Origin of the sequence: Pseudoalteromonas sp. CST2, assembly GCF_028599385.1 — a bacterium.
Classification (GTDB): domain Bacteria; phylum Pseudomonadota; class Gammaproteobacteria; order Enterobacterales; family Alteromonadaceae; genus Pseudoalteromonas; species Pseudoalteromonas atlantica.
Map to the genome: position 1 here is coordinate 25,522 of NZ_JAQREO010000010.1, position 12,485 is coordinate 38,006.

Sequence of the window (12,485 nt, forward strand, 5' to 3'; positions counted from 1 at the left end):
GCTTTAAAACCCGCCATTCGTTGACTGTTTCACCCGTGAGCCACTACAATACAACATTGAAATTTTTATTATTATTTGAAGGCTTTCCTCCATGGTTTTACCTGATAAGTTTATATTCTCGATGAGTCGAGTATCTAAAGTTGTGCCACCTAAGCGCACAATTTTAAAAGATATTTCATTGCACTTTTTCCCTGGCGCTAAAATTGGTGTGCTAGGTTTAAATGGTGCTGGTAAATCTACATTACTTCGCATTATGGCCGGTGTTGATCAAGACTTTGAAGGTGAAGCTCGCCCTCAACCTGGTACTAAAATTGGTTACTTACCGCAAGAGCCAGTGCTGGACGAAAGCAAAACAGTACGCGAAATAGTTGAAGAAGCTGTTGGCGAAGTAAAGCATGCCCTTAACCGCCTTGACGAAGTGTACAACGAGTACGCAATGGAAGACGCTGACTTTGACGCCCTAGCAAAAGAGCAAGGCGAGCTTGAAGCAATTATTCAAGCGCACGATGGTCACAACATCGATAACGTTTTAGAACGCGCTGCAGATGCACTTCGTTTACCTGAATGGGATGCTAAAATTGAGCACCTTTCAGGTGGTGAGCGCCGCCGTGTTGCTATTTGTCGTTTATTACTCGAAAAACCAGATATGCTTATTCTCGATGAGCCTACTAACCACTTAGATGCTGAGTCGGTTGCTTGGCTTGAGCGCTTCTTACATGATTACGAAGGCACTGTTGTGGCGGTAACGCATGACCGTTACTTCCTTGATAATGTAGCTGGCTGGATACTAGAGCTTGACCGTGGTGAAGGTATTCCGTGGGAAGGTAACTACTCTTCTTGGCTTGAGCAAAAAGATGCGCGCTTACAACAAGAGCAAAAATCTGAAAAAGCACGTCAAAAATCAATTGCTCAAGAGCTTGAGTGGGTGCGTTCAAACCCTAAAGGTCGTCAAGCTAAGTCTAAAGCGCGTATGGCGCAGTTTAGCGAGCTACAGCAGTCTGATTACCAAAAGCGTAACGAAACTAACGAGCTATTTATTCCACCTGGTCCGCGTTTAGGTGACCAAGTGCTTGAAGTTAATAACTTACGTAAGAGTTTTGGCGATCGCGTTTTAATCGACGATTTAAGCTTTAGTATGCCAAAAGGCGCGATTGTGGGCATTATCGGTGCCAATGGCGCGGGTAAATCAACCCTATTTAAAATGCTAAGCGGCGAAGAGCAACCAGATAGCGGCAGCATTAGCGTAGGTGAAACTGTAGAGCTTGCAACGGTTGATCAGTTCCGTGGCAACATGGACGAAAGCAAAACTGTATTTGAAGAAATATCTGACGGACAAGACGTACTAAAAATTGGTAACTTTGAGTTCCCAAGCCGTGCATACGTTAGCCGCTTTAACTTTAAAGGTAACGATCAGCAAAAGTTTGTAAAAGACTTATCAGGTGGTGAGCGTAACCGTTTACACCTTGCTAAGCTTTTAAAAGCGGGTGGTAACGTAGTACTACTGGATGAGCCAACCAATGACCTTGATGTTGAAACACTACGCGCCCTTGAGAACGCTATTTTAGAGTTCCCAGGCTGTGTAATGTGTATATCGCATGACCGTTGGTTCCTTGACCGTATTGCAACACACATTTTAGATTACCGCGACGAAGGCCAAATTAACTTCTTTGATGGTAACTACACTGAATACGAAGAGTGGCTTAAAAAGACCTTAGGCGCAGAAGCTGCACAACCTAAGCGTATTAAGTATAAAAAAATTGGTTAATTGTTAACTGATATAACAAACCCTGCATTTATGCGGGGTTTTTTTATGCCATTTTTTATCGCTATGGGCTATTTCCCGCTATGCTTGATTTAAATATTACAATAAAGGCACTCGTTTTATGGAAAATCGACGTCAGTTCTCGCGTATTCTTTTTTCAACCGCGGCTCAATTAGAATTTGCAGGAGAGAGCTACCCATGCAAATTACTCGATGTATCTTTACATGGCGCACTCATTACTAAATGCGCGGCGTTTAGTGGCACAAAAAATAGCGAAGCCACCTTGCGCTTTACCTTGCCACAAAGCGATATAGAAATAAAAATGGAGGTGTTTATTTGCCACATAGAAGATCAACACATCGGCCTAAAATGCCACCATATAGATATAAACAGCATTACCTATTTAAAACGGTTAGTTGAACTTAATTTAGCCGATGAACAATTACTTCATCGCGAGCTTGCCTCATTGATTGAATAGCGGCAATAGACTCCCTTAGTTAAGTTTATTACTATAGCGCAAACTTTATTATTGATACGGTTATGCGCCTAAACCCTCACTTACCTTTGGTCTATCACAGTAATTATTCGTTTAGCTTTGACCCTAAGCACCGATTTGTAATGAGTAAATTTGCTCATTTATATGAGCAGGTTAAAGGTTTAGGCATTGCAGGTAATAATTTAGTAGAGCCTATTTTGGGCTCCCCTGAACCACTTGAACTGGTACACTGCGAAAACTACATTCACGATTTATGGCATAACCGTCTAGACGAAAAAGCTATGCGCCGCATTGGCTTACCTTGGTCGCAACCGCTAATGAACCGCACATTCACCGCCCCACAAGGCACGTTACAAACTGCACGCTTAGCATTAAAGCATGGCTTAGCCTGTCATTTAGCAGGCGGTACACACCATGCACACACTGATTTTGGCTCAGGTTTTTGTATGGTGAACGACTTAGCCTTTACCGCGCAAACATTAATACAAAGCGGTGAAGTGACCAACGTGCTCATTTTTGATTTAGACGTACACCAAGGCGATGGCACAGCTGCAATGCTTGCGCATCAGCCGTATGCGTATACCTGCTCTATACACTGCGAAAAAAACTTCCCGTTTAGAAAATCCCCCAGCGATTTAGACATAGGCCTTGCTAACAATATGCAAGACGCAGAATACTTAGGCATTGTGGATGACACCCTGCAATTTTTACTAAAAGAACTCAATCCCGATTTAGTCCTATACGATGCCGGTGTAGATATTTGGCAAGACGATGGCTTAGGCAAACTAGATATAAGCTGGGACGGCATTAAACAGCGTGACCATTTAGTGTTTAAGCGCTGCCTTGAACATAACACCGCTATTGCCAGTGTTATTGGTGGCGGCTACGACAGAGACCATACGCGTTTAGCGCAGCGCCATGCAATAGTGATTGAGCAGGCTGCTAGTTTTTAAAATAAGTATTAACCTGTGCGCTTTATACTTTTAACTGGCTTGGGGTTAGCCCTGTCCAACGTTTAAATGCCCGCCTAAAGTTAGGAATATCGTAAAACGCCAAACGCTCAGCAACATGCTCATTGCACTTAGCGCGCAAGGTAAGTAAATAAATGGCTTTATGTTTATTTTGCTCATCAACTAAGCTCGAAAAGCGCATATTATGGCATTTTAGTTTTCGTTTAAACGTGGCTGGGCTCATGGCAAAATACTGGGCGGTTTGCTCTAAACTTGCCTCGTTATAAGTGTGTAAATAACGCCAAACAGCCTCTATAAAGGTGTATTTTTCGTGAGATTTTACAGCCAATTGAGCGCGTGCTTGCATAAAGCGTAATTCGCTGGCGTACGGGTTAGCTTGGCGAAGTAATGTTTTGCTAATTACCCAACGAGTCGTTGGCTGCTCAAAACGCAGCTTTAAACCTAAATGTTGCTCGTACTGATGAATATGACGCGGTCGCTTAAAGCTAAAGTCGAACTCACATTGCGGATAGTGCGGGCTCAAACGCTTTAATAAACTATAAAACGCAGCACTGTAAATTTCTAAAATGTAGTTATGTAGGTCGTCATCAAGCCCTGTAGCAGCATTTAAAAAAATATAAAATTGCTGATTACTTACATAGTGCTGACTAAAAAACAAAGGGCAAAGCTGTAAATGCGCTCGCTGTATTTGTAACAGAGCCGCTCCTAGTTTAGCGCTGTACAATACACTTTGTGCTGCGCTAGTTGAATCGTTAACTAATTGACTACCTAGTAAAAAACCGCTGTCGGGGGTGTTCATTAGGCGTTTAAATTGACTTAGTAATTTAGCTTGCTGCTCTAAACTAAAGCAATGCTCAACGCTGAGTAAATCTTGCTCAAAAATCCCGGTGCCGCGTAACAATTTATGCAGGGCAATCCCCCTACTTTGCGCAAGCTCTACAACGGCAGTTATAAGCCCCTGTGCAGTTAAATACTTGTCACTTAAGCTAACATAACTGTTCACTGCTGGTGGCTCTTTGTTGTTTTTGTAGTTGTAGGCCGCTGTGCAATTGTTGCATTAGAATGTGAGCTGTATCACTTTTTTGCGCTTGTATGATGTGGGTAGTTACACACTGAAACTTAGCAAGCCCAGAGCCTTCTACTTTAAAAGCACAATGTTTTAATGCGGCTGTTATTTGCCTAAGAAGCTCTTGGCCTTGCTGCTTTGATGTGGCTGGCATTAGCACCATAAAACAGTCTCCCGCATAACGACATACCACATCGCTTAACCGACAGTTCATTAGTATAAGCTCGCTTATTTCGCGTAGCAGTCGATCCCCTTCGCTAAAACCAAACTCATTATTAAAACTAGCGAAGTCGCGTATATCAATAGCGGCTAATAAAACTGGCTGCGGCGCCTTAAGCTGCGTGTTTAAAACGCTTTGTAAGTACTCGGCTGTATAAACACCGGTAACAGGGCATACTTTATCGTGCTCACGTAAATGTGCTTCACGGCGCCTTAGCTGTTTATTTAAAACATATTGTTCTTGGTGCCAATGGTATAAACCTAAACTGGTTAGCAGCATCCCAACGGGGGCTGGCAGTGACTCTATCCAGCTTAGCCACTGCTGCGCAGGTTGCATTAACCATTCATCGAGCAAATCGAGCGTGCCCGAGAACATAAATAAACCAAGCCCAAGCACCAAATAACGAGTAACTTTGCCCGGCGGGCGCGAAATAAGTAAGGCAACAATCCAAGTTAGGGTCATAATCACTATGCCGCCCTCACCAATAATATCGAGCCATTGTATGTGTTGCAGCTCTTTGAGCTCCCCTAAGTAGGCACATAAAAATATGGCTAATAACGCCATAGCTATAATACTGTTTGTTAAAAGCCGATGGCTAATAAAGGGATTAAATCGCATAGTTTGTCTTATTTAAATTGGGTATGTATTTATGCTACCCGAAGTGCATTTTTTGTAGCAGGGTCATATTAGCTCAATGATGTGACAGCTAAATGATAAGCACTTACTAATAAGCTGCGCATGGCCCATTAACGCTATATTGCTTGGGAGTGCGATTAGCTCACACGCCAAGGTAAAGCTTTTAAAACCTTAATAACCTGCTGATCTAAATAGGGTGTTGTCACATTTGCGTCATTTAATTTAATTAGTTTGCTTTCAAACCAAGCAGCAACAGGAGCAAATTACATGGCACACTTTAAACTTAAAGCACTGGTAACAGCATTATCACTTTGCAATTTAGCAGTACATGCAGCACAAGAAGAACACACAACTGATGTAAAAGTATCTGAAGAGTTAGTAGTTTATGGCGAAATAGGCTATCGCAACCGCTCACAAGAATTGGCCCCAACGCTTGAATACTCTCAAGAGTACTTTCAGCGTTTTGAACCACTCACCGCAGGTGATGCACTAAAGCGTGTTCCTAGTGTGACGTTTTTATCAGATGTGCTTGAGTCTGACGGCGCACGTATGCGCGGTTTGAGCCCTGCTTACACAAAAGTACTGATCAATGGCGAAGAAGTTCCAGGCGCAGGCGCTGATCGCTCATTTTTTGTCGACCGTATTCCTGCCGAATTAATCGAGCGTGTAGAAATAATTCGTTCATCAAGTGCCAACCGCTCTGCCGATGCAATTGCGGGCACCCTTAACATTGTACTTCGCGATGGCTACAGCTTAGACGGCGGTTATATTCGCGCAGGAGGATTACGCTATGATGATGGTGAACTAAAAGAAAGCTTTGCGGGCGTTTACGGTACTGAGTTTGCAGGTGGACGTTTACTACTAGGCGCTAATTTTCAAGGTCGTTATAACCCAAAACAAAAATCAAGCATACGTTATGGTGATAGCCCTGAAAATAACCCTAATTATGCAACTGATGATTTTGATAACCGTGAAGATCAATCTGATACTCGTGATGGCGATGACACATCATTAAATGCCAGCTTTGAAAAGGTATTTGATAACGGTGGCAAGTTTGATATTAGCGCCATGTGGGTTGATACAGACCGTACCGAAGACGAACGCTCTTTTGAATACGACGACGCGACGGCCACGTCTAACTCTGTGGTTGAAGGCGGTAACTTACTTTCAGACAACGCAAATGTTTCCTACATTGACCAAACCAACTACAACATTAACTCAGGTTATGAATTACCGCTTTTAGGCGGTACCAGTAAATTTAAAGTAGGTTACGCCAGCTTTGAAGAATCTGTATACGAGCAAGAAGTTGAGCTTGATTCGTCTGAACTACCAATGGTTTTTGAAGAAGCCGAAGAAACTGTTGATATCGATGATAAAGAGTGGTCATTGCAATGGCAGCATAGCTTGCTTGTAAGCGACTCAAAAGAAGTTCAGTTTGGTGCTTTTGTTCAAGGAAAAGAGCGCGACACAGCAATTTTTGAAGCTGAAGAGGAAAGTGAGCAAACACTTACTGGCTGGGATCAATTTAGCCAGACGCCAATGTCATTAGCACAATTTAACAACGAATTTGAAGCAGTAGATGGTGGCGTTAATACGCTTGAAGAAGACCGTTTTGACTTATTTGCATTAATCAAACACGAAGCTGATGTGTTCTCATGGGAGATGGGTGTACGTTGGGAGTCAACTGACTCAAACATTACCGATACCAATGAAGGCGTTACTGCAAAAAATGACTATGACTTTTTCTTACCTTCAGCTCACTTTCGTTACAGTGTAAGTGATAACGGTCGAGTAAGCGCCTCTGTTGCTCGTAGCTTACGCCGCCCAGATTTTGATTACATGACACCGGCTCTTCTTGAAGAAGAACTCGCTGATAATGACTTTTTAGGTAACCCAAATCTTAAGCCAGAATCTTCTTGGGGTATTGATTTAGGTTACGAATACCGTTTAGGTAAAAGTGGCGTTGTCGGTGTAAACGTATTTTACCGTGACGTTAGCGACCTAATTGAAATTGCCAGCACAGGTGTTGAAGGCTCAGAAGGCGAAGGTACATTTGTACTGCAACCACAAAATACTGGCGATGGCACAGTACAAGGTATTGAGTTTGATTTATCAACGCCACTGAGCGCAATCAACATGCCAAATACTGGTATTTTCTTAAACTACTCTTGGCTTGATAGTGAAGTTGAAGACAGCTTTGGTAAACGTAAGTTTAATGACCAATCAGATTATGTTTATAACATTGGCTTTATCCAAGATTTACCAATACTGCGTGCATCATTTGGTGCAACTTACCGTAACCAAGGTGATGCATACGGACGCTTTGTAGGTGAAGAAGTTACCACCTCTTACGGTGCTGATTTAGAGCTTTTCGTTGAAAAGCGCTGGGATGACGTAACACTTCGCCTAGTTGGTTCAAACCTACTTGATGCCAGTAAAGATGAAGTTTTTAACAAATTTGACTCACTTGATGATCAAAACAGCCGTGACTTTGATGAGTACGAGCTTGAATCTGAAGAAGCAGGTCCTGTGGTTCAACTAATGTTGCGCTACGCATTTTAATAGCAGGCATCATCATATTTGGCACGTAATCGCTTGCTATTACGTGCCTTTTGGAGTTAGAACATGTTTAAATTGTCTTTCATAATGGCCGCCCTACTGAGCTCATCAGCGCTCAGTGCAGTCGAGCCTGTTATTTATAAAGATGAGCTTTATCAACAGCAAAAAATAGCTAAGTTAAATACGCTACCTGATAGCCTTAACTTTATGGTAATTGGTGATTGGGGGCACAACGGCCACTTTTATCAAAAAGAAGTGGCTCACCAATTAGAAATAGCCATGTACCAAACTGATGCTGACTTTATCGTCTCAACTGGCGATAACTTTTACTCAAATGGTGTGGCAAGCGTTAACGATCCGCTTTGGCAATCAGCCTTTGAGAGCATATACCACGGCCCTCACACATTTGAAGATTGGTATGTTGTTTTAGGTAATCACGATTACTTGGGTAATGTTCAAGCACAAATTGACTACACAGAAAAAAGTCAGCGTTGGCAGTTACCTGCAAGGTACTACAGTAAAACATTTGCGCTTGAAAACAACGAGCAAGTGTTAATGGTTTTTTTAGATACCAATCCGATCCAGCCTGAATATAAAGACCGTGATAAATACCGTTCAACCCAAGGGCAAGGCTATAAAGCCCAGCTTACTTGGCTTGAAACCCAACTTGCAGGCAGTAGAGCAAAGTGGAAAATTGTGGTAGGCCACCACCCGCTTTATTCAAGTGGTAAACGCTTTGGCCGTAACCAAGGGCTTCGCGACATTTTAGAACCTATTTTGGAGCGTCATAACGTGCATGCTTATATCGCAGGGCACGAGCACGACTTGCAATACAATCAACCAAAAAATAGCAAAGTGGCTCACTTTATCTCTGGTGGAGGCAGTGAAGCACGGTTTGTAAAACAACGTGAATTTACTCGCTACGCAGAAGCAACACCTGGTTTTTTAAGTGTATCTATCAATGGCGAAACATTCAGTGTAGGTGCGATTAATCACCTTGGTGAAGTACGTTTTAGCACTGAAAAGCACATAGATAAGTAAAGGATAAAATAATGAACTTTAAACTAAATACAATTTCAGCGGTGCTTGGCAGTGCACTCCTAATAACTGCAATAAGCGCTTGTACAAGTAATGACGATACGCAAAATAATACAGCTATTGCAAAGCCATATATTGAAAAAACAGATATTGAAACTAAATTATTCGGCCCACAACAAAACATGCAAGGCTCACAAGCCGCTGCACTTGGTAATAATCAATGGCTTATTGCCAGTGAAAGCCAAGGCTTATTAATTGCCGATAACGAGCAAAGCCGAGTGCTGCTCGCCGGAAACTTTGAGTCAATTTCACTAAAACAATTATCAGCGCAGCAATTTTTACTCTCAAGCATTGATAAAAGCCAAGACAACGTCGCCATCTTTAAGCTTGAAAAAAATGGTCAAACTTGGCAGATAAATGAACTCTCTCGTATTACCCCTCCTCAAGCTCAGCCTGATGCCGTGTGTTTATTTAAAAACACTGATAACAAGACTGTTTCAGCATTTGTGCCGGATGTTCGAGGCTTGATCAGCGAAACCATTATTTATGATTTAGCCACTAAACAAGCTAAAAATATTGCAGTACGTGAGTTCTCTGCAGTCACTGAGGCTTCAGGCTGTGCTGTTAATGATGAAACTAAAACTTTGTATGTGGGCGAAGCAGAGCTAGGTGTGTGGGCCATTAATGCTGATGCGGAATCAGATGCCAATAAACAACCTGTGGCTTTAGTGCAACCTTACGGTGAATTAAAAGCTGAAATCGGGGCATTATCAGTATCACAAGATGGTACTTTATGGCTTACTGCCACTGATGGCAATATGATCTATGCTTACCACGAAAATACTGAAAAACTAAGTCAGTGGTCACTTTCTGGCGATCACACCATTGAATCTGTTGCAGCGAGTTTGCTCAATAACAATCAAGCGCAGCTAGTTTTAATTGATGATGAAACAGGTGCCTACATTCAAGCAAATGTTAACTACACTGCGCAAACAGTTACTTCACAAAACCAAGTCGCGATGACTCACCTTCATGCCAGCGCACAAACAACGCCAGTTGCAGCATTTGGTGATGCAGCAGATGACCCAGCAATTTGGATAAATGAACAAGACGCTAAAAGCAGCTTAATTTTGGGCACAGATAAACGCCGCGGCTTGATGGTTTATGATCTTGATGGCAACAAAATACAATCGCTTAATGTTGGGCGTTTAAATAATGTTGATGTACGCCAGCATCAGGGTATAAACAACGAAACCCAGACTTGGATCACAGCCAGCAACCGCACGCTTAACAGTATTAGCGTGTTTACTGTCGATAGCGAGAACAAAGTAAACCATGTAACAGAAGTAGCCACAAACCTGACTGAGATTTACGGTATGTGTATGTATTCGTCTGAATCTGGTCAATACGTATTTGTTAATGATAAATCAGGTTTATTCCAGCAATATAAACTCACCGGTGAGCAAGGTAACTTAAGCGGTAAACTGGTTAGAGAGTTTACCCTACCAAGCCAACCAGAAGGCTGTAGTGCCGATGATAAACTAGGCCAATTATTTGCAGGTGAAGAAGATGCAGGCATTTGGTATATCGGTGCAGAGCCAACTTCTGGCAACAAAGCGGCCATGCTACAAGGTATAAATGAGCAACTTGTGGCAGATGTTGAAGGCATGGAAATTTATCATGCTGATGATGCTCGTTATTTAGTAGTATCAAGCCAAGGCGATAATAGCTATGTACTTTATAAAATATCAGATAATACACAGCCTAGCCTAAGCTTTGCAGGTAAATTTAATGTGATTGCTAATCTAGATAAAGGCATTGACGGCGCAGGTGAAACAGACGGCTTAACCGTTACAGCTAAAGCTTTACCAGGCTATCCTGAAGGCATGCTTATAGTGCAAGACGGCTACAACCGTATGCCACTACAACCACAAAATTTTAAAATTATTGACTGGCGTGAAGTAAAAAAAGCGATTAAGTAAAAACCTACCATATTTAAATGCAATAAGGCTCTTACGAGCCTTTTTACTATGTGTATTTAAAATAAACCTAGTAAATTTAGAGTTATTAAAGCTATATACTACACTTTAAGCTCATAAATTAATTGAGGTTATTATGCGTTTACTTCTTACTTTGTTGATCATTACTATAAGCGGATACGCTTTTGCTGAGGAAGAGGCAGCAGAGTTGCCCCCGCTCAACCCCAAATACAAGGCTGAGCATGCAATAGCACTGGTGAATAAAGGTTCAGGAATTTATGCGTTTAACTTACCCGGCTATAAATTACCGCATGATGTACAAGTGGTGTATAGGATTAAAAACCCCGATGTGGCTTTTTTAGATGTTGTACGCAACGCAGAGCTTATAACGCTAAAGCCCAAACCATTTAATATTCAACGCTTAATGCGCGGTGAAGAAATAACCATTACCGCAGATGTGTACGAAGGCAATTACAAAAAAGCAGGCAGCCTAATTTACACAAACAGAACAATAGAAATGAGTAAGCAGCTATATGCTCGCCAATTAAAAGATTTAGCTAAAGCTAGCCAGTGGCAAGAATACGACATGATAGACCTAGGTAGCACAGAGCGAATTTACATACATAAAATTAGCCAAGCACCTAGTTTCAGCCACTTAATTTTTGTAGATTTGGTAAATGCCTGTATGCAAAAGTTTAGAACCTCAACCCTCCTTCCCAGCCAGAATGAGTTAACGTATAAATTTATAAACTGCGGCTCCCTAAAACCTTTGTTTTACGAAGCAGAAAGTTTAAATAAATAGTTTCAAACATGAAAAAAGGCCCTTTCGAGCCTTTGGATTAACTTTGGAAATATAAAGTTTTAAAAATTATATCAGTGTAAGCAGTTGTGGCGCTGCGCTGTGGTAGTCAACGGCCATAGCTATACTGAGTGCTGTAATATTTATAATAGAAAAAGCAAACACTTGGCGTGCCCAGCTCGTTAAATTAATATTACGGCGATAGCCACGCAGGGCCATAAGTAACCACCAAAAACTGGTAATACACGCCACAGCCATAAAGGCGGCGCCAGTGTAGCCACTTATTGGTAATAGCATGACGACTAAAGCGTACACAGCAATATAAAGTACAATATGGCGCTTCGCTTTATCAATACCTTGCGCTACGGGTAATACGGGGATACCTGCGGCTTGGTAATCTTTAAAGCGAAAAATAGCAATGGCATATGAATGTGGCATTTGCCACAGACTAAACATAACTAATAATATTAATGCACCTATATCGAACTGCCCGGTTACAGCGCAGTAACCTACAACAGGAGGCACTGCGCCAGAAAGGCTACCTACAAACGTGCCATAAACTGAGTTGCGCTTCATGTAAAGGCTATAAACCCCAACATAAATGATATAGCCAAACGCTGCAAAAAATACCGCGGCTTGTGTGGTGTAAGCAATGAGTAAACCAAAACCTACAACCCCCAATAAAACCCCATGACTTAGTGCAGCAAAGGCCGACATTTCGCCTGTTACTGTAACCCGCGTACGAGTACGTGCCATGGCTACATCTATGTCCCTATCAATTACATTGTTGATAGCACAGCCCGATGCAACCACAAGTGACAAGCCAATAAGCGTAACAACCATTAGCCATGGGTCTATATCCCCGCGCGAGGCAAGTAAAAAACCGCCTGCAACGCTGATAAGGTTGCCCATAATAATGCCTGGCTTAGTCACTGATAAATAACGACGAAACATCTTCA

At 42.1% G+C, this 12,485-nt stretch carries 10 protein-coding genes; 7 read left to right on the top strand and 3 right to left on the bottom strand.

The features are described 5' to 3' along the window. Positions 1-91 precede the first annotated feature (91 nt). The 3 genes from ettA (at position 92) to PSH41_RS13340 (ending at position 3,211) form a co-directional block, all read left to right on the top strand. Positions 92-1,765 (top strand): energy-dependent translational throttle protein EttA, encoded by a 1,674-nt coding sequence (gene ettA, locus PSH41_RS13330; RefSeq protein WP_055252958.1) that lies wholly within the window; start codon positions 92-94, stop codon positions 1,763-1,765. A 118-nt stretch (positions 1,766-1,883) separates the two neighbouring features. After that, positions 1,884-2,240: a PilZ domain-containing protein gene (locus PSH41_RS13335; RefSeq protein WP_096739995.1), complete on the top strand. Its 357-nt coding sequence runs from the start codon at positions 1,884-1,886 to the stop codon at positions 2,238-2,240. A gap of 62 nt (positions 2,241-2,302) precedes the next feature. Beyond that, positions 2,303-3,211, top strand: coding sequence for a histone deacetylase family protein (locus tag PSH41_RS13340; RefSeq protein WP_273589303.1), 909 nt, complete (start codon positions 2,303-2,305; stop codon positions 3,209-3,211). 22 nt (positions 3,212-3,233) lie between these two features. Here the strand turns inward: PSH41_RS13340 and PSH41_RS13345 are convergent, their stop codons facing one another. Together PSH41_RS13345 and PSH41_RS13350 are read right to left on the bottom strand one after the other, a co-directional pair. Next, positions 3,234-4,232, bottom strand: a complete 999-nt coding sequence (locus PSH41_RS13345) for a helix-turn-helix domain-containing protein (RefSeq protein ID WP_273589302.1) — start codon at positions 4,230-4,232, stop codon at positions 3,234-3,236. Continuing rightward, positions 4,216-5,079, bottom strand: a complete 864-nt coding sequence (locus tag PSH41_RS13350; RefSeq protein ID WP_273633951.1) for a GGDEF domain-containing protein — start codon at positions 5,077-5,079, stop codon at positions 4,216-4,218. The genes PSH41_RS13345 and PSH41_RS13350 overlap by 17 nt, the downstream gene beginning before the upstream one ends. A 339-nt stretch (positions 5,080-5,418) precedes the next feature. Between PSH41_RS13350 and PSH41_RS13355 the strand changes: the two genes are divergently transcribed. The 4 genes from PSH41_RS13355 to PSH41_RS13370 all read left to right on the top strand — a co-directional run bounded on the left by PSH41_RS13355 (position 5,419) and on the right by PSH41_RS13370 (position 11,529). Further along, entirely contained in the window at positions 5,419-7,713 is a 2,295-nt protein-coding gene (locus PSH41_RS13355) for a TonB-dependent receptor plug domain-containing protein (RefSeq protein ID WP_273589298.1), read from the top strand. A 63-nt stretch (positions 7,714-7,776) separates the two neighbouring features. After that, complete coding sequence (locus PSH41_RS13360) at positions 7,777-8,751, top strand: metallophosphoesterase (protein WP_273589296.1); 975 nt, start codon at positions 7,777-7,779, stop codon at positions 8,749-8,751. An 11-nt stretch (positions 8,752-8,762) separates the two neighbouring features. Further along, entirely contained in the window at positions 8,763-10,730 is a 1,968-nt protein-coding gene (locus PSH41_RS13365) for a phytase (protein WP_273589294.1), read from the top strand. 133 nt (positions 10,731-10,863) lie between these two features. Further along, on the top strand, positions 10,864-11,529 hold the full coding sequence (locus PSH41_RS13370) for a hypothetical protein (RefSeq protein WP_273589293.1): 666 nt from the start codon (positions 10,864-10,866) through the stop codon (positions 11,527-11,529). 66 nt (positions 11,530-11,595) lie between these two features. On the opposite strand, the gene cyoE is transcribed toward PSH41_RS13370, so the two are convergent. After that, complete coding sequence (gene cyoE / locus PSH41_RS13375; protein WP_029773836.1) at positions 11,596-12,480, bottom strand: heme o synthase; 885 nt, start codon at positions 12,478-12,480, stop codon at positions 11,596-11,598. Positions 12,481-12,485: the final 5 nt, after the last annotated feature.